Origin of the sequence: Phaeocystidibacter luteus (assembly GCF_008933115.1) — a bacterium.
Classification (GTDB): Bacteria; Bacteroidota; Bacteroidia; order Flavobacteriales; family Schleiferiaceae; genus Phaeocystidibacter; species Phaeocystidibacter luteus.
Window position 1 is genome coordinate 117,322 of sequence record NZ_WBVO01000003.1, and the last position, 18,915, is coordinate 136,236.

Sequence of the window (18,915 nt, forward strand, 5' to 3'; positions counted from 1 at the left end):
ATTTAGTCCTCGAATTTGTATCCCACACCTTTAATGGTGCGAATCTTTTCATCTCCAATTTTCTCTCTGAGCTTGCGGATGTGCACGTCGATGGTACGACCACCTACGATGACATCTGTGCCCCAGATTTTGTCCATGATTTCTTCACGGGAGAAAACTTTGCCTGGACGAGAGGAGAGGAGAGATAGCAATTCAAACTCCTTTCTTGGGAGGTCGAGTTTGTTTCCTTTGAGGCGAACTTGATACTTTTCTTGATCGATGACGAGGTCGCCGAATTCGAGCTTTGTTGAGCGTTCTTCTTCGCCGTTGTTGATGCGGCGCATGAGCGCGCGAATGCGGCTGATGAGAACTTTTGGTTTGATGGGCTTGGTGATGTAGTCATCAGCTCCTGCTTCAAAACCTGCAACTTGGCTGTAATCTTCACCTCTCGCGGTTAAGAAAGCGATGAGAGTGCCGTCGAGTTCAGGAATCTTTCTGAGCACATCACATGTTTCGATGCCGTCCATTCCTGGCATCATCACATCTAGAAGGATGAGGTGCGGTTTGTGCTTCTTCGCTTTTTCAACGGCTTGTTCGCCATTGTTTGCGGTTTTGATTTTGAAACCTTCTTTCTCGAGGTTGTATCCCACGAATTCTAGGATATCTGGTTCATCATCAACCAGTAGAATTTTCATGTCGCTCGTCTCCATACTATAGGATGAGTGTAGGTATAAATGTAGGCAAAAGCCTGAATAGACAGCCCAAAAGTAGACAATAATCCAACTAAGCCCTTGTGTTAACAATTACATAACCAAAGATTACATACAGTTCAAAAATGACGGGGTTTGTGGTGTGGAAGCTGTGAATGGATAGCACAAGTTTCAATCTGAGTTAACGAGGGCTTAACGTTCTAACTGAACCTTTGCACCGTTCGAAACACAAACAATTCTTGAAATGAACACAATCAAAAAATTCGGAAAGTACGCAGCTATGGCAGCTGTTGCTCTCACTTTTGCTTCTTGTGGTGAAGACGAGCCACCAGTAGTTAAAAAACCAGACAACGAAACACTTGCTGGACTTATCGCTGAAGATATGACTTTGACTAGCGACCGCGTATGGGAGCTTGCAGGTCGTGTTGTAGTTGACAACGGTGTTACTTTGACTATCGAGCCAGGAACACTTATTAAAGGTCAAACTGCTACAGGTTCTTTGGCTTCTGTATTGATCGTTGCACGTGGTGGTAAGATCATGGCTGAAGGAACTGCTGCTGATCCAATCATCTTTACTTCTTTGGCTGACAACATCGAAATTGGTCAGAAAGTAGGAACAAACCTAGAGCGCACAAACAACGAGCTTTGGGGTGGATTGATCATTTTGGGTGATGCTCCAACTTCTGCTGAGAACGGAGACACGGAAACAAACATCGAAGGTATTCCAGCTAACGAGACTTACGGTCTTTATGGTGGAGCAAATGCTTCTGATAACTCAGGTGTATTGAAGTACGTTTCTGTACGTCACGGTGGTACTCTTATCGGTGAAGGTAACGAGATCAACGGTATCACTTTCGGTGGTGTTGGTAACGGTACTGTAGTTGACCACGTAGAGGTTTACGCTACTTTGGACGACGGTATTGAGTGCTTCGGTGGTACAGTAAACATCTCTAACGCATTGGTATACTACCAAGGTGACGACGGTGTTGACCTTGACATGAACTACTCTGGTACATTCGACAACTTCGCTGTAATTCACGGTGACGGAATCGGAACTGACGAAGGTCTTGAAATCGACGGACCTGAGAACTCTACTTACACTGACGGTCTTTTCACTTTGATCAACGGTACTGTTATGACAGAAGGAGAAGGTTCTGCAGCTGACCTTAAGTCTAAGGCTCAAGGTACTTTGAACAACATCAAGTTCTCTGGATACTCAAATGGTGCTACTTTGAAGATCCGTGCTTCTTACCAGAACGATTGCGCTGACGCTAAGGAAGACGCTTTCACTCACTTGACAGACGCTACTCCAACTTTGATTGTTACTGGTTCTGAGTTCAACGCAGTTAGCGTTTACACAGGATCTACTGACAGCAACGACGACGATTGTACTGTACCTGCGGCTGACCAAACTGCTGCTGAAGCGTTGGTAGTTTCTACTACTGCTACAGGTGCTGACTTGAGCGTATTCGCTGGATGGACTGCTGCTGACAACAAAGGTCAACTTCCTCAGTAATTATAATCCTCTTCGGATTTAACAGAAGATAAATAAAAGCCTATCGCGGACTCGTGCCGCGGTAGGTCTTTTTCAATTAGAAAAGGAATGAAGAAGGCAATTTTCACCCTCACTCTAGTTCTCACCGCGCTACTTGGAAACGCACAGGACGGTTTCCTTCGCGGAACAGTTGTAGATCAAGATTATGGCGAGCCAGCCGTAAACGCAACCGTTGAGATTGAGGGAACAGCTATCAAAGGCCTGACAGACTTTGACGGCAACTATTCAATCACTCTTCCAGCCGGTACGTACAATGTGCGCTATACCATGTTCGGTATGCAACCCGTTGTAGCCAACGTTACCATTTTGGAAGGTGAAGTAACTATTCAGGACGCGGTTCTACAATCCGGATCACAAGTGATTGGTGACGTAGACATCGTTGTTCAAGCTACTCGCAACAGCGAAGTAGGACTCGTTCTTGAAAGAAAGAACACGTCTAATGTGATGGACGGTCTATCATCACAAACCTTTAGAAAAATCGGCGATAGTAACCTTAGTGGTGCGATTGGCCGTGTAACCGGTGTTTCTGTACAAGACGGAAAGTACGTTTATGTACGTGGTCTTGGCGACCGTTACACCAAAACAACTTTGAATGGAATGACGATTCCGGGTCTCGACCCAGATAAGAACTCTGTTCAAATTGACATCTTCCCTACGAAAACACTCGAGAACGTAATGATTTACAAGACGTTCTCAGCCAACCTATACGGTGACTTCACAGGTGGTTTGGTGAATGTTGAAACCAAGTCGTTCCCTGAAGTTCCAACTACTCAGATCAGTGTTGGTGCAACCTATTTCCCAGCGATGCACTTCAACAGTGATTTCATCCTTTATGATGGTGGTAATTTTGACTGGGCCGGGTTCGACGACGGTACCCGTGCATTCCCACTTTCTCAATATGAAGACGTTCCGGCTAACCCAACGTACCCACGTTCTACCGACCTTACCAATAGCTTTGGTAAGACTATGGCCGCGGAAAGTGCGCTTGCGCTTCCGAACTTCAGCTTGAGTTTCAATACGGGTGACCAAATCAATACGGAGAATGTAACCTACGGGTACAACTTCGTAATGAACTACCAGATTCAGAATACATACTACGACGAGTATGTTTCAAATGTGTTCTTGAAGCCAGTTGGTAGCGAGAACTACGAGCTCTTCCAAGACGAAGGTCGTGAGGGTAACCTCGGACAACGCTCTGTACTTTGGAGTGCGCTCGGTTCCGGTGCCATGAAATGGGGAACAAACTCACTCGAGGTTCTTCTACTTCACAGCCAAGGTGGTGAGTCTTCAGCATCACAGCGTTGGTCTCAGAACTACAACCAAACAGGTGCACTTCTTCGCGAAGAAATCCTCACGTATACTCAGCGTTCATTGACCAACAACATGTTGATCGGTAAGCACCAGCTTGATGACAACTGGAAGCTTGAGTGGAGAAACTCATTTACAGTTTCTAGAGTATACGACCCTGATTTTCGCACCACATCGATTTCTTACACTAGCGGCTCACCAACACTCAGCGTGGGTGATGGAGCAGGTATCAACCGTTTCTGGAGAGATTTGAACGAATGGAACGAGAGCTTTAGAGCTGACGTTAGCCGCAATTACGGCGAAGGAGGAAAAGTTAGCTTCGGTGGTGTAGTTGATTTCAAATCACGTGACTTCGTGATTTACAACGCAAACTTCCGCCGTCGCGAGACTTCAAACATCAGCGAGGATCCAAACTGGTTCTTTGAAGAAGAGAACATCTTCTCTGATGTGAATCCAGATGGCACCTACGTTCGCTATAACTTCGAACCTTCGAATGCCTTCACATCATCACAAAACATCTTCTCTGCATACGTATTGAATGAGCACTATCTCTCAACTCGTATCAAGGCGATTTACGGATTGCGTGTGGAGCAAGGCTTGATGTACTACACAGGAGAAACACAGCCTGGTCCGAGCTACGAGCAGTTCAACAATGCGAATACGCTCAATGAGTTGAACTTCTTGCCAAGTGCTGCTTTAGTATACGATTTGAACGAGAGCATGAAGCTTCGTGCATCTTACTCGATGACTTTGGCGCGTCCTTCATTTAAGGAGAAGTCTGCAGCTCAGATTTTCGACCCGCTTACGAAGCGTACCTTCATCGGTAACCTCGATCTAGAGCAAACGAACGTTAACAACTTCGACTTGCGTTACGAATGGTTCTTCGAAGGAGCTGACCTCTTTGCGGTATCAGGTTTCTACAAGACTTTTGAGAACCACATCGAGCTTGTGTCGTTCCAAACCGCTCCGGATAACATTACTCCTCGAAATGCAGGAAGCTCAACCGTGTTTGGAGCTGAGGTTGAAATCAGCAAATCACTTGAATTCCTTGCGGAGTCTCTGAAGAACTTCAAGTTGGGTGGTAACTTCTCGTATGTTGAATCACGCGTTGACCTTCACAGTGTAATTGTTGACGCAAATGGTCAAACTGAATTCGAACTTCGTCAGGCTAACTTGCGCGACGGTGAAGAATTGAAAGAATACCGTCCGATGGCTGGTCAGGCTCCGTACACCTTGAACTTGAATTTGAACTATGCTCACCCTGAATCGGGATTGAATTTGAGCGCAGCTTATAACGTTCAGGGAACTTTCCTAGCGATTGTAGGATCTGGTCGTGTTCCAGATGTGTACACGGTTCCTTTCCACAGCTTGAACTTCAACGCGTTCATGGACTTTGGTGAAGAATCAAGACACAGAATCACCTTGGGTGTTAACAACGCATTAAACGGTGAGCGTCACAACGTATATCGTTCGTTCCGCGCACAAGATGAAACGTACTCCCGCTTCCTTCCAGGAGTTGGAATTAGCTTGAAATACGGCTACCGTTTCTAGACAACACAAAACCTAAGCACACTAATGAGTAAGTCCCGCATTTAACGCGGGACTTTCTTTTTTGTGAACTTTTAAACTTCACGTAACAGTAAGTAAGTGGTTTCCGACGATTCTGTCTCGTATATTTGGGGGCATTATAAAATCCAACTGATGAGGAAGTTATACACACTACTTTTGACCAGCCTAAGCATCTTTGCCTTGGCACAGACAGGTCACACTGTGTTGGTAGGCTCTGGCGGCAACAACTTTAGTCCGTCGGCACTTACTATTAACCAGGGTGATACTGTTTATTTTGATTGCGTTTCCGGATTCCACAATGTGGACGGAACCACCAGTTCATATCCTAACAACCCAGTAGGGTTTGGAAACGGAGCGGCAGCTTCGGCTCCTTGGATGTACCAATTTGTATTTAATACACCGGGTACCTACGACTACGATTGCACACCACACGTAGGTTTGGGTATGGTAGGCACCATCACAGTAAACGCGGTAACTCCGCCACTTTCTGGAATGGTAAGTCAGAGTTTTGAAGGTTCTGATACATGGACTTACACCAACACTCCGGCGACATACAATACTTCAGGCGATATCTGGGATATTGTTTCTAGCTTGTCTTCTATCTCTCCTAGCGACGGATCTATGTTCTGGGGAATGCAAGACCTCAATAACGGAAACGGCGGTGGAGCATTCGACCACATCTTGGAGTTTGATCCTGTAGATGTGAGCGGTGTAACCAACGGATATGTTGAGTTCGACTACTACACAATCGGTTTCGACAGCTCGGATTCACTTCGTTATATCCTCGAATTCGACAACGGTACTACTTGGGGTCCAGCCACTCAATTGACCAAAGACTCTCAAGGTTGGATTACTGAATCTGTACAGATCCCGGCTAGCGCGCAGTACGTTCGCCTTCAGATTATCGGCTACCAAAATGGCGGTACCGATTACGCAGGTATCGATAATGTTAGAATCGCTCAGGGACCTCCAGTTCCACTTGAGCCGATTTCAGCTATCACTCCTAACGATATGAACAATGTGCCAACGCGTGACGGCGATACCGTTTATGTTGGAGGAACGGTCTTCACTATCGATTACGACGGAAGCGCAGGATACTCGTTCTACATTCAAGATGGAACTGACGGTATCAACATTTTCAATTTCAATGACCTTCCAAACTACACCAACCCACAAATTGGGGATAGCATCGAAGTATTTGGTCGCGTAGACTTCTTCAACGGTCTTACTGAAATCTTTGCAGATTCAATCAACCTAGTTTCTACCGGTAATAGCGTAGGAATGCCAATGGTTGTTACAACGCTTGACGAGACTACGGAAAGCAGCTTCATTCGCATGAACAACATGATGATTGCGAACCCATCCCAATGGTCTACTTCAGGTGGATCATTCAACGTAGATATTACGGACGGTACGAATACGTTCACTATGCGTATCGACAGCGACTGCGAAATTGCAGGAACTCCGGTACCAACAGGTATGTTCGATGTGATTGGTGTTGGCGGTCAGTTTGATGGCAGCAGCCCTTACACTTCAGGATATCAAATCTTCCCTAGAATTGCGGAAGACATCGCCTACCACTATGTTTCTCTCGACACAATCAATGCGGTAGACGCTAACGGTGTTGCTTCGCACGATGGTGATACGGTTCTTGCAACAGGTACTGTATTTACGGTTGACTACGACGGAAACACGGGTTATTCCTTCTTTATGCAGGATGCTACCGGTGGAATCAACATCTTCAACTTCAACGATGTTTCTGGTTACCAGGTGAACCTCGGCGACTCTATCCGAGTATGGGGTAGAGTTGATCAGTTCAACGGTCTTACTGAAATCGTTCCTGATAGCATTCAGTTGATCGCTTCAGGCAAGAATGTCGGAGCGCCGTTGGTTGTAACGACTTTGGACGAATCTACAGAGAGCGAATTCATCCGTATGAACGGCATGACACTCGCAACACCTTCACAATGGTCTACTTCTGGTGGGTCATTCAACGTGGACATCACTGACGGAACGAACACATTCACAATGCGTATCGACAGCGACGTGAACATTCACGGTACACCTGCTCCAACAGGTACGTTTGACGTGATTGGTGTTGGTAGTCAGTTCGACAGCAGCAACCCTTACACTTCAGGTTATCAGATTCTTCCTCGCTTTACAGCGGATATTATTCCTGCTGGTGCGGTTCGCTCTATTGATCCAATTGTTACTGTTGATCCAGCAGACGCAAACGGATTGGCTCTGCGTGACGGCGATACCGTAGCTATTCGCGGTGTTGTATTTACAGACGACTTTGACGGAAATACTGGCTATAGCTTCTTTATTCAAGATGCTACAGGTGGCGTAAACGTTTGGGACTTCGCTGATCAGCCAAACTACTTGACTCCAATGCGTGGAGACAGTTTGGAAATCATCGGTACTGTTACTCAGTTCAACGGTCTCATCGAAGTTCAACCAGATACTATCATTACACTCGGTACAGGAACGATTAATGGTCCAACTGTAGTTACCACACTTGGTGAAATGACAGAAGGTGAGTTTATCAGAATGAACAATGTTTCATTGGTTAACCCATCGCAATGGCAGACTTCTGGTTCATTCAATGTGGACATCACAGACGGTACGAATACGTACACGATGCGTATTGATTCTGATGCCAACTTCGGTACGTTCCCTGCTCCATCTGGTGCGTTCGACGTAATCGGTGCGGGAAGCCAGTTCGATAACAGCAATCCGTACACAAGCGGATACCAGATTCTTCCGCGTGATACGAATGATATCATTCTAGTTGCGCCTACTACGCCAACTGTGAACTTCGTATCCTCTTTGGTGAGCGTTTCAGAAAGCGCGGGTACGGTTGACGTTGATCTTTACATCAACCCAACCGTAGGTACTGCTGAAACGGTTGATCTTCAAGTTACACTCGGACCTGGCGTTACAATTCCAGGCGATGGTAGCATCACTCCTATGCCAAATATCACTACGGGTATCTTCACATTGAACGTACCAGCTAACGGTGATACAGTGAGCTTCCAAGTGAGCATCGTGGATGACATCATCACAGAAAGCAACGAGTACATCGATATCACGATCAACTCCGTTTCTTCTGGATTGACAGCTGGTATTATCGACAGCATGCGTTTCGAGGTAATCGACAACGACATCTTCATTCCAACTTACACAATCGATCAGATTGACGGTAGAGATGCTGACTGTGCTATCGACTCACTCCTTTCTTATGTTAGATTGAATGCAGTAGTAGTTGGGGTTGACCTTCAGGGTGCAGCTTCTTCGAACAGTGCATTTACCATTTGGGACGGTGAAGGCTTCGGTGTATTTGCCGGAGGTTTGAACTTCACAGTGAACGAAGGTGATTCAATCACACTTGTGGGTGAGCTTGATGAGTTCAACGGCCTTGCCCAAATCTACCCAGATTCAATTCGTGTATTGAAGAGCGGGTCTACATTGCCAACTCCGGTAGTTATCACTTCTTTGGATGAGACTACAGAATCTGAATTGGTTCGATTTAACAACGCCGAATTGGTTGACCCATCACAGTGGAGCTTGACAGGTTCATTCAACGCAGATATTACTAACGGAACTGATACCATCACTATGCGTATCGACTCTGACGTGAATATCTCGGGTACACCTGCGCCAATTGGCAAGTTCGACGTAATCGGTATTGGTGGTCAGTTTGATAACAGCACACCACGTTGTGACGGTTACCAGTTGTTGCCACGCTACTTGATGGATATCATCCTTCCTGAGCCGCCAACGTATGACCTTCACATTTCTGAAGTGATGGCGAACTCAAATGATCCGAATGGTTTGAACTTCGATTGGTTCGAGATTACGAACTACTCGACTACCGAAACGTACAACCTTGAGAACTTCTCGTTCGACGACAACAGCGAAATCGACGGATTGAATGTACTTCCAAACGTGAGCATTGCTCCAGGTGAAGCTATCATCGTGTTCGAAGGAACTGCTGCTGACGAGGCTGCTTGGATTCAGAACTGGAACATCGTGAACGGTGCACCACAGATCGTAGCGGTTGACGAACTACTCAATGGTTCATTCCCAGGATTGAGCTCTACAAGCGACGCGGTAGTGTTGTACGACAGCTCTTCTAATGTGATTGAGATCTGTAAGGTAGATTACAACAGTACCCTTCCAGGTCAGTCGCTAGAATTCGACACTGCATGTGCCTTTGTAGGATTTGCAGTTGATGGAACAAACGGAGCGCACACTGCTGATGGTGGTGATGTTGGTTCTCCGGGTAACGTTGCTCCAGGTATTGGTCTCGCTGAGGCACAATTGAGCAGCATTCGTATCTATCCTAACCCTGCTGTTCAGAACATCTTTGTTGACATGCCATTCGAAGGCGTGAAGGCAATTACGTTGATGGACATTCGCGGTGCGGTTGTAGAGGTTCTTCAAACAGAAGAAACACTCCTCAACATGGACTTGGCGAAGTTCGATGCAGGTGTTTACATGCTACAGATTGAATCAGGAGATGCGCAACGCACAGTTCGCGTGATTCTTCAGTAATCTGCAGACAAACATTTAGGGAAGCCGCTCCGGGAAACTGGGGCGGCTTTTTTTTTGAGTTTTGGACTGATGTACCGACCGAAGGGAGGTATCCCGAGAGGCGCAGCCGATTCGGGAGAGGGTTGGACTGCTAGAGGGTTAGATGGCCAGAGGGTTAGACTGGCAGACTGATGACCTTATTGGAGGGGGCGCCCAGTGAAGCGGTGCCGAAGTGGGAGACTATGATACTGCTGGTTGAACCACGACAGTAAAGAATGGGGGCTGATTGCCCCGCCCCGTCCTCAAGCTACGAATCCAGAAGCCGCTAGTCGGATTGTAAACGTTTACAATCGGATAGTTATTCACTTCGAGGAGTTGTCCTCTTTTTGTCCATGATTCGGATGAAGTTGTCCACCAGAAGTCCACGTGAGATCAGTTAGAATGTCACTAAAAGAATTGAACTTCGCCACATGGGGTGGGGTTGGGGCCCCCACAGGAGGAGGGTTAGAGGGTTAGATGGCCAGAGGGTTAGACTAGCAGACTGATGACCTTACTGGAAGGGGTGTCCCGTGAGGCGCACGCTATGCGGAGACTGTTAGAGGGTTAGACTGGCAGACTGATGACCTTATTGGAGGGGGCGCCCAGTGAAGCGGTGCCGAAGTGGGAGACTATGATACTGCTGGTTGAACCACGACAGTAAAGAATGGGGGCTGATTGCCCCACCCCGTCCTCAAGCTACGAATCTAGAAGCCGTTAGTCGGATTGTAAACGTTTACAATCGGATAGTTATTCACTTCGAGGAGTTGTCCTCTTTTTGTCCATGATTCGGATGAAGTTGTCCACCAGAAGTCCACGTGAGATCAGTTAGAATGTCACTAAAAGAATTGAACTTCGCCACATGGGGTGGGGTTGGGGCCCCCACAGGAGGAGGGTTAGAGGGTTCGATGGCCAGAGGGTTAGACTGGCAGACTGATGACCTTACTGGAAGGGGTGTCCCGTGAGGCGCACGCTATGCGGAGACTGTTAGACTGTTAGAGGGTCAGACACTTTGATTGATGGGCTGATGTACCGACCGAAGGGAGGTATCCCGAGAGGCGCAGCCGATTCGGGAGAGGGTTAGATTGTCGAGGCAAACACCAACCGTTAGCTTGAAGTCTTTCAAGGGCTATTCTAAAGTCCGTTTATATATTATTCTGTGGACTTTGTTAGTTTTGTCCAAACTCTCATCGCATGAAAAAGCTTCTCTCTATTGTGCTGTTCGCACTATTGTCCACTCCAGGATATTCCCAAACGTTGTCTGGAAAGAACTTTGTCGCATCGACGTATGCTGGCGTAGCACCTAAATGGACTTGGAGTAATTTGGGTTTCTCCGGGGGGATTGGCTTTCAATATCAGCACAGCGCATTGCCTGGAGTTTCAGTGGCCATGCAAGTTGGGACGTATACTCGAACCATCACTTTAATAAGTTTTGTTGATCCAAATTATGGGTTTTGCCGAACTGGTTGCGAGGAAACCATCGACTTCAACGTGTACAGTTTCTACCCGCGAATCGATCTGCATCCTATTTCTTGGTTCAGCCGAGAATTTCCGCTAGACGTTTACTTCGGAGCCGGCTATGGATATTTTTTTCACGACTATGACTCGGTAGACCTCAGTTCGTGGGACTACGCCATGCAAGGTGGCATCCGCTATTGGATAAACGATAGCTGGGGAGTGTATCTTGAATCAGGTATTCGCGACCAATCACAAGTGGTGATCGGCGGAAGCTTCGCCTTCTAGAGTGAAACCGATTCAGTCCAACAAGCCCCCAGCCCATAGCTTTAAGGCTGAGGCCTGTCACCTCCTTATCCTACAACGATATTCACAATCCTGCCAGGTACCACAATCACCTTGCGGATGGTCTTTCCTTCCGTCCACTTGGCGCTGCGCTCATCGGCCAATACAGCCTCTTCAATCCCTTTTCTATCGAGATCAGCAGCCACGGCGATATTGAAACGAGTCTTCCCATTGAATTGCACCGGATACTCGATGCTGCTCTCAACTAAGAATTCTTCGTTGTGCTCCGGATAGCTCTGCTGCGTTACACTTGGCTCGTGACCTAATTTTACCCAAAGCTCCTCTGCTGTGTGTGGGGCAAATGGCGAAAGTAAGATGGTCAACGGTTCTAGGATCTCGCGCTTACCACATTTGGCATCAGTGAGCTCGTTTACACAAATCATAAAGGCACTTACGGAAGTGTTGAAGGAGAAGTTCTCAATGTCCTCATTCACCTTTTTGATGGTCTTGTGCAACGTCTTGAGTTCATCTGCTGATGGCTTATCATCATTCAGGTTCTCAAAGAGTCGGGTCAATTTGCGAAGGAAGTTGGAAACTCCAGTGATTCCTTTCGTGTCCCATGGCTTCGATTGTTCAATCGGACCAAGGAACATTTCGTACATGCGGAAGACGTCGGCACCATATTGGTCGACCATGTCATCTGGGTTAACCACATTACCCCAGCGTTTTGACATTTTTTCCACTATTCGTTGAGCATAGAACTCCGATCCTTTGCTGATGAAGTAGTTTCTCTTACCAGTGTTATTGAGCTCCTCGCGTTCGAGTTTTTCGGTATCTACGATATCAGTAATGTCATCAAAGAATGAATTAAAAATGCGAACATCTTGCGGTTTTGAAATGACCTTGAATTCTTCTCGTGTTTGTCCACCTTGGAGTTGTTCCGATATCTCTTCCGCAAAAATCTTATTGATCCTTTCAAGTATCCAATCTTCTTTGTTGATCAAGGCCTTTTGTGCATCTCGATCAATGAAAATATCGAAATCAGAAGGGTTCAGTAGAGTAGCATCATCGGAAGAAGAGTCAGTCCATAGAACTGCATTCTTAATTACTCTGTACATGTATCCACTCACCCCTTGAATCATCCCTTGGTTTACCAATTTTTGAAACGGCTCCTGAGTGTTTACAAATCCTCTATCTGCCAAGAATTTGTGCCAGAAGCGAGAGTAAAGTAGGTGACCCGTAGCGTGTTCCGAACCTCCCATGTAGAGGTCCACATTCTGCCAGTAGTTTACCTTGTCTGATGATGCAAACTCCTCCTTGTTTCCGGCATCCATGTAACGCAAGAAATACCAACTACTTCCAGCCCAACCAGGCATGGTGGTGGTCTCAAGAGGATGTCCATCAGCCGTGTGCCAATTCGTCGCTCGGGCCAACGGCGGTTCGCCATCTTCCGTTGGCAAGTATTTATCCACCTCGGGTAAGGTCAATGGCAATTGATCTTCAGAAAGTGTCTTTGGAATTCCGTTTTCGTAATATACCGGAATCGGCTCGCCCCAATAGCGTTGGCGACCAAAGATGGCGTCGCGCAAGCGATAGTTGGTCTGTCCAGTTCCAATGCCCTTCGCTTCAATTTCAGAAATGGCTTTCGCAATAGCATCCTTCACCTCAAGTCCATTGAGGAAATCGCTGTTCATCACCTTGCCCTCTTTCGCATCAACGGCTTCTTCTTCAATGTTTCCGCCTTCTACAACTTGGACGATGGGTAGGTCGAAGTGCTTTGCGAAAGCGTGGTCTCTACTATCGTGACCTGGCACCGCCATCACAGCACCCGTACCGTAGTTTGCAAGCACGTAATCGCCAATCCAAATGGGAACTTTCGCTCCGCTGAATGGATGTATTACGTAAGCGCCTGTGAATGCACCCGAAACGGTTTTCGTATCCGTCATACGGTCGCGCTCACTTTTACGAGCTGCGGCTTCTACATAGGCGTCTATTTCCGAACGCTGTTCATCCGTAGTAATCACATCAACCAAGTCGTGCTCTGGAGCCAACACCATGAAGGTTACCCCAAAGATGGTATCAGGACGAGTAGTAAACACCTCCACGTTCGCATCGTGGCCATCCACTGCGAATTGAACACTCGCGCCTTTTGATTTTCCAATCCAGTTACGCTGTGTTTCTTTGAGGGCTTCCGACCATTCTATATCGTTCAAGCCTTGAAGCAAACGTTCCGCATATGCAGAAATACGCATGCTCCATTGCATCATTTTCTTTTGAATAACAGGGAATCCGCCTCGTTCGGAAACGCCGTCTTTGACCTCGTCGTTTGCGAGCACTGTTCCCAATTCTGGGCACCAATTAACCATGCTCTCTGAGCGATAGGCCAGTCGGTAATTGAGTAGAATCTCGCTCCGCTCGGATTCATTCTTAGCTTGCCATTCGCTTGCCGAAAAGCTCAGCTCTTCGTCGCAATGAGCATGTAGATTCGCTGTCCCCAAAGCCTCGAAGTGGGCTTCTAATTCTTGAATCGGACGAGCCTTGTCCATCTCGGTATCGTACCAAGAATGAAAGAGCTGAATGAAAATCCACTGCGTCCATTTATAGAACTTGGGGTCACTCGTGCGTACCTCGCGGTTCCAATCAAAGCTAAATCCGATTCGGTCGAGCTGCTGGCGATAACGCGTAATGTTCGCCTCTGTGGTAATTGCAGGATGCTGACCCGTTTGGATGGCATACTGCTCAGCGGGAAGACCAAATGAGTCGTATCCCATAGGATGGAGAACGTTGAATCCTTTGTGACGCTTGTAGCGCGCGTAAATATCGCTGGCAATGTAGCCTAGAGGGTGACCAACGTGCAATCCTGCTCCGGAAGGATAGGGGAACATGTCGAGCACATAAAACTTAGGTTTACTCGAATGATCTTCTGCTGCGTACGTATTGTTGGCTGCCCAGTACTGCTGCCACTTTTGGTCTATCTCGCGATGGTTCTCCATTGTTGTCAATTGTGACCGCGAAAATAGAGCTTTCCTAACGGATGCTCAAGCGTTTTGAGACTATCGGAGGTCTCTGCTAATCATCAAGCGCGCATTCGCCAGTAAGGTGATTCCCAACCAGGCAAGGGCAGGGTATACGTTCGACCATTGGACATGTTCGTGCACATACCAAGTGATGTACTTTCCAAGGGGAGAAGGAATCAAACTCCATGAAGCATCAATCGGTAAGAACACGGCCAAATCTGCCCATCCCTGTTTTGCGTGCATGAATCCCAAAATGCCCCAAGCCACAGGCTCTATGAAGTACATGTAGAGCAGGAAAATCAGAATAGTGAGGCCAACTTTTCGCATCAAGTTTATCGCCAGCATGGCAATGTTTAGATGTAGGAAAATGTGCAGCCAATAGGCGAAGAGGAAATCAATGTGAGAAACGATTTCATTCCAAGAGAAACCGCCCGACATGGCCCCTCCGAGAACTAACCCGAGGATGAGGAGCAGTGTGAAACTCAAGAAGCTCAAAAAGGCAAGTAGAATAACTTTCGAGAAAAAGTATTCGGTTCTACTCAGTCCATCAATCACGTTTTGGCGAATGGTTTTCTCCTCCCATTCTTGCCCTACATTCACAATGACAATGATGCACAGGAGCGGTGTGATGAGCTTGTATATGTAGCTCAAGTTGTGCCAAATGTCAATAAAGTAGAATACCGGAAAGTCTTCTGGCTTCACCCCTAAATCGGTAGAGATAAAGTCAGAACTATCGTTAATCCATGAGAGGAACTGGTCGATTCCGAATGGGACAACCAAGAAGGCGAATAGCCATAGTCCCATCATCCACTTGAAGTATCTCGAACGAGAAATCTTCAGCCATTCGATGTAGAATAATCTGATCATTGGTTGCTTTTCAAGAGTTCGAGGAATTTTTCTTCAAGGGTGTTGCGGCGCTCAGAGATTTGGCCCAAAACAATCTGTTTGTCGATGAATGCACGATTAATCGTTTGGCCATCAACATCGTCACCCACTTGAATGAGAAGTGAATCTTCTTGTTTCTCAACCTCTGTAATGAAGTTGATTTCACGGGCGGAAACTGCGAGTTTCTCGAGATCCGATGAAGATATCTCCCATCCGCCGTTTCCAGATAGGTCTTCTTTCACGTTCCCCTTGTGAATGCAGGTTCCTCGTTTCAGGACCGCGTAATCTTTACAAACACGTTGTACTTCATCGAGCAGGTGTGAAGCGAGCACGATAGATTTTCCGCTTTCTGCAATTTGTGTGATAAGATCTCGGATGTCGTGAATTCCTTCTGGGTCCAATCCATTCGTAGGCTCGTCAAGGATGAGAACTTCCGGATCTCCAACGAGTGCAGATGCTATTGCCAAACGCTGTTTCATGCCAAGGGAGTAGGCTTTAAAAGGATCTTTGCCTCGCTTTCCTAGCCCAACAAAATCGAGAACTTCCTCGATTCTGTCTGCACCGCTCTGTTTTATCGATGCGGCAATTTTCAAGTTCTGTGCTCCTGACAAGTGGGGGTAAAACACGGGGTATTCAAGGATGGCACCAACTCGTTTTCTCGCTTTCGATCCCGTTTGGCCATCAAACCAATGGAAGTCGCCTTCGGTAGGGCGAATGGCCCCGAGCACCATGCCAAGCGTTGTGGTTTTTCCACTGCCGTTAGGTCCCAATAGTCCGAATACCGTTCCCGCTGGAATGTCTAAATCAAGTTTGTTGACCGCTCGAATTCTACCGTAATCCTTCGTTAGTCCTGTGGTAGTAAGTACGCTCATTTTCCGAAGGGTAGAAGATTAGTTGATCCTGACTGTAATCCAGCGCGCATGAGCGACAACATTTTGTTCTGGAGGTTGTCACCCCGCAATTCGACGATGTGCAAGCCCTCATCATTTTGAGTGGCGATCAGGATATAATTGAGGCCGTTGTCTGACTTGTTTCCCAATAATTGAAATGAACCGGTGCCACGGTATACAGGTGGCAACAAGCTCTCGAGCTCCATGGCATCAATTTTTTCCATGATTTCGGTCGGGATGGAGTACTCGGTTGAGTCCAAGCGCTCCATAGTTATGTCGTACATGCAGGCATCGTGTATGCCGACGAACATCTCGCTCATGGAGCTTGAAGAATCCATGTTGGAGGCGGCCATGATCATGCTTGGTGAGAAATAGGAAAAGTTTCCTACTCTGGTATACTCTTCGTGAATGTCGGGCGTGACCAAATCAGGATAATCAGAGGTGCACGAGACGGCCAGGCATGCAAAAAGAAGAATGGCGATGTATTTGGGCATCGTCTATCGGTTAGAGGTTGAATTACGAATATCAGAATATTCTCGTAGCAGAAGGGATGTTAAATGTACGAACGGATTTTCTACCTTTCTGGTATGACATGGACCCCAGACCAACAAAAGCTCATCAATAGATTAAATAATCAGCTGGCATTTCGCTTCTTTACGAGGAAAATGGTGCCTGCCGCAGCGCACGCTGGAGTGCGTTTTATCAAGTTTGATGAACGGGAATGCCAGATTGCTATGCCGTATCGAAAGCGGAACAAAAATCCGTTTCGAAGCATGTACTTCGCGGTTCAAAGTATGGCTGCCGAAATGAGTACGGCTCTGCCAGCCATGATTCACATGAAGAAACACGATGTTTCGATTGCTTGGATTGTCATCGATTTCACAGCATCTTTTCCAGCAAAGGCCACGGGCGATGTAGTGTTTACTTGTCAGCAAGTCGACGAAATCGGTAAGGTTATAGAAGCCGCAAGCCAGTCAGATGAGGCGCAGACCATTGCCGTAAAAACCGTGGGCAAGATGTCAGATGGAACAGTAGTGAGTGAATTCACGTTCCACTGGTCTTTCAAAAGAAGAGCAAAGCGCTAGTCTGCCTTCGCGTACGTTTGAAGTATCTCAACTTCCAGCTTTTCTCCATTTGCAGCCTTGTCGAAATGAACCGTGCTACTCGTTATGAGTGAATCTTCAGTGAGTTTCACGATTTGATACGCAACGGTGTCTCCGAAGTTGGTAATCAATAGTTTTTGATCATTGACATACCACTTGCCATCGGTGCTCGTGTGGGTAGTCATTTCTTGAAAACTGTACGTTTTGTTTTCGCTGAAGTTCAGAACAGAAGACTTGTGAAGACTGTATTGCTTTTTGAAGATGCTGACGAGTGACGGGTCACTTGTAACTATCTCAACATCATGACCACGCCATGCGCCGGTGAGGTCGGATTCATCAAAAGATTCATTAGAGCAAGCAGCTGTGAGCAGGAGAATGCTCATCCATCCAAGTGTACGTTTCATCGGTAGCGAGTTTGAGTTAAAATAAACAGGAATTGTTAAATATTCCAAGCGCAGACCCGCACATATTTTATCAGGCTCTATTTTGCCTCAAGTGTTCACATCAACTCACTCTCCGTCTTATTCGCCAATTGTCCACATGCAGCATCGATATCCTGTCCTCGGCTTTGTCGAACTTTTGCAATTACCCCAACATCTTCTAGAGCTTTGATGTAGGCATCTACGCGCTCTTGAGGAGCTTGGGTGTAATCACCATTGTCGATAGGGTTGTATTGAATGATGTTCACTTTGGACGGAACCTTCTTTACGAAGGAAACGAGTGCGGCGATCTCTTCATCCGTATCATTCACACCACGCCAAACTACAAACTCGAAGGTCACCTTCCTGCCAGTTACTTTGTACCAATGCTGAAGCGAGGCAAGCAGATCATCCAAGTGGTTTTTTGAAGCTAATGGCATGATGCGTTCGCGTGTGCTCTGAATAGCTGAATGAAGGGAAACCGCAAGATTAAAACGGACCCCGTCGTCAGCCATTTTAGTGATGAGTTTAGGAATGCCTACGGTGCTGAGCGTGATGCGGCGTGCTGCCATGCCAAGTCCCTCCGGAGAGGTGACCTTATCCAATGCCGCAATTACATTCTTGTAGTTGAGTAGAGGTTCGCCCATACCCATCATCACAATATTCGTAAGCGGACGATCGAAGTATTTTTCTCCTTCTTTTTTAATGGCTACAACCTGGTCATAGATCTCATCTGGGTTGAGATTGCGCATGCGTTTTAGTCCAGCGGTTGCGCAAAAATCACAGTCCAAACTACATCCCACTTGGGAGGAAACACAGGCGGTGATTCTCTTTTCGGTGGGGATAAGAACACTCTCTACGATGAGGCCGTCGTGAAGTTTGACGGCATTCTTTATGGTGCCGTCAACACTGCGTTGCATTTGATCAACCTCTACATTGTTGATGACAAAATGGGCGTCGAGTTCTTCACGTAAGGCTTTGGAGATATTCGACATCTCATCGAAACGAACGTGCGATTTGTTCCACAGCCAATCGTAAACTTGGTTGGCGCGGAAAGCAGGGTGACCGTTCTCGGTGAACCAAGCTTTCAGTTCTTCTCTGGATAACGCTCGAATATCTTGTTTTGCCATGGGGCAAAGGTACAAATAGCCTACGTGGCAACGAAAGT

12 protein-coding genes are annotated in these 18,915 nt (G+C 46.8%); 5 read left to right on the top strand and 7 right to left on the bottom strand.

What is annotated here, in order from left to right; all coding sequences use genetic code 11:
* Window positions 1-2: 2 nt before the first annotated feature.
* Window positions 3-689, bottom strand: coding sequence for a response regulator transcription factor (locus F8C67_RS05935; protein WP_151666900.1), 687 nt, complete (start codon window positions 687-689; stop codon window positions 3-5).
* 244 nt (window positions 690-933) lie between these two features.
* Here F8C67_RS05935 and F8C67_RS05940 point away from each other — a divergent pair, with 244 nt between their 5' ends.
* From F8C67_RS05940 to F8C67_RS05955, 4 genes are all read left to right on the top strand, one after another.
* Window positions 934-2,205: a hypothetical protein gene (locus F8C67_RS05940; protein ID WP_151666901.1), complete on the top strand. Its 1,272-nt coding sequence runs from the start codon at window positions 934-936 to the stop codon at window positions 2,203-2,205.
* A gap of 87 nt (window positions 2,206-2,292) precedes the next feature.
* Complete coding sequence (locus tag F8C67_RS05945) at window positions 2,293-5,103, top strand: TonB-dependent receptor domain-containing protein (RefSeq protein WP_151666902.1); 2,811 nt, start codon at window positions 2,293-2,295, stop codon at window positions 5,101-5,103.
* A gap of 150 nt (window positions 5,104-5,253) precedes the next feature.
* The gene (locus F8C67_RS05950) at window positions 5,254-9,678 is read left to right on the top strand and encodes a DUF5689 domain-containing protein (RefSeq protein WP_151666903.1); all 4,425 of its coding nucleotides are present in this window, start codon (window positions 5,254-5,256) and stop codon (window positions 9,676-9,678) included.
* A 1,209-nt stretch (window positions 9,679-10,887) separates the two neighbouring features.
* The gene (locus F8C67_RS05955) at window positions 10,888-11,436 is read left to right on the top strand and encodes a hypothetical protein (RefSeq protein WP_151666904.1); all 549 of its coding nucleotides are present in this window, start codon (window positions 10,888-10,890) and stop codon (window positions 11,434-11,436) included.
* A 65-nt stretch (window positions 11,437-11,501) separates the two neighbouring features.
* Here F8C67_RS05955 and F8C67_RS05960 read toward each other — a convergent pair whose 3' ends face one another.
* Genes F8C67_RS05960 through F8C67_RS05975 form a run of 4 tightly spaced genes read right to left on the bottom strand, consistent with a single transcriptional unit; the run spans window position 11,502 to window position 16,719 of the window.
* Complete coding sequence (locus F8C67_RS05960) at window positions 11,502-14,426, bottom strand: leucine--tRNA ligase (RefSeq protein ID WP_151666905.1); 2,925 nt, start codon at window positions 14,424-14,426, stop codon at window positions 11,502-11,504.
* A 60-nt stretch (window positions 14,427-14,486) separates the two neighbouring features.
* Window positions 14,487-15,317 (bottom strand): ABC transporter permease, encoded by an 831-nt coding sequence (locus F8C67_RS05965; RefSeq protein WP_151666906.1) that lies wholly within the window; start codon window positions 15,315-15,317, stop codon window positions 14,487-14,489.
* Window positions 15,314-16,207, bottom strand: coding sequence for an ABC transporter ATP-binding protein (locus tag F8C67_RS05970; protein WP_151666907.1), 894 nt, complete (start codon window positions 16,205-16,207; stop codon window positions 15,314-15,316). Before F8C67_RS05970 ends, F8C67_RS05965 begins: the two co-directional genes overlap by 4 nt.
* A complete protein-coding gene (locus F8C67_RS05975; protein WP_151666908.1) occupies window positions 16,204-16,719 on the bottom strand; it encodes a hypothetical protein in 516 nt (171 codons plus the stop codon). Before F8C67_RS05975 ends, F8C67_RS05970 begins: the two co-directional genes overlap by 4 nt.
* Before the next feature lie 63 nt (window positions 16,720-16,782).
* Between F8C67_RS05975 and F8C67_RS05980 the strand changes: the two genes are divergently transcribed.
* Window positions 16,783-17,310, top strand: coding sequence for a PaaI family thioesterase (locus tag F8C67_RS05980; RefSeq protein ID WP_151666909.1), 528 nt, complete (start codon window positions 16,783-16,785; stop codon window positions 17,308-17,310).
* Here F8C67_RS05980 and F8C67_RS05985 read toward each other — a convergent pair.
* Complete coding sequence (locus tag F8C67_RS05985; protein ID WP_151666910.1) at window positions 17,307-17,732, bottom strand: lipocalin-like domain-containing protein; 426 nt, start codon at window positions 17,730-17,732, stop codon at window positions 17,307-17,309. The genes F8C67_RS05980 and F8C67_RS05985 overlap by 4 nt on opposite strands.
* A 95-nt stretch (window positions 17,733-17,827) precedes the next feature.
* A complete protein-coding gene (gene rlmN / locus F8C67_RS05990) occupies window positions 17,828-18,877 on the bottom strand; it encodes a 23S rRNA (adenine(2503)-C(2))-methyltransferase RlmN (protein ID WP_151666911.1) in 1,050 nt (349 codons plus the stop codon).
* Window positions 18,878-18,915 lie beyond the last annotated feature (38 nt).

Excerpts from the sequence above, each read along its gene's own strand:
- F8C67_RS05935 (WP_151666900.1), bottom strand. The coding sequence starts at position 689 with ATGGAGACGAGCGACATGAAAATTCTACTGGTTGATGATGAACCAGAT.
- F8C67_RS05940 (WP_151666901.1), top strand. The coding sequence starts at position 934 with ATGAACACAATCAAAAAATTCGGAAAGTACGCAGCTATGGCAGCTGTT.
- F8C67_RS05945 (WP_151666902.1), top strand. The coding sequence starts at position 2,293 with ATGAAGAAGGCAATTTTCACCCTCACTCTAGTTCTCACCGCGCTACTT.
- F8C67_RS05950 (WP_151666903.1), top strand. The coding sequence starts at position 5,254 with ATGAGGAAGTTATACACACTACTTTTGACCAGCCTAAGCATCTTTGCC.
- F8C67_RS05955 (WP_151666904.1), top strand. The coding sequence starts at position 10,888 with ATGAAAAAGCTTCTCTCTATTGTGCTGTTCGCACTATTGTCCACTCCA.
- F8C67_RS05960 (WP_151666905.1), bottom strand. The coding sequence starts at position 14,426 with ATGGAGAACCATCGCGAGATAGACCAAAAGTGGCAGCAGTACTGGGCA.
- F8C67_RS05965 (WP_151666906.1), bottom strand. The coding sequence starts at position 15,317 with ATGATCAGATTATTCTACATCGAATGGCTGAAGATTTCTCGTTCGAGA.
- F8C67_RS05970 (WP_151666907.1), bottom strand. The coding sequence starts at position 16,207 with ATGAGCGTACTTACTACCACAGGACTAACGAAGGATTACGGTAGAATT.
- F8C67_RS05975 (WP_151666908.1), bottom strand. The coding sequence starts at position 16,719 with ATGCCCAAATACATCGCCATTCTTCTTTTTGCATGCCTGGCCGTCTCG.
- F8C67_RS05980 (WP_151666909.1), top strand. The coding sequence starts at position 16,783 with ATGTACGAACGGATTTTCTACCTTTCTGGTATGACATGGACCCCAGAC.
- F8C67_RS05985 (WP_151666910.1), bottom strand. The coding sequence starts at position 17,732 with ATGAAACGTACACTTGGATGGATGAGCATTCTCCTGCTCACAGCTGCT.
- rlmN (WP_151666911.1), bottom strand. The coding sequence starts at position 18,877 with ATGGCAAAACAAGATATTCGAGCGTTATCCAGAGAAGAACTGAAAGCT.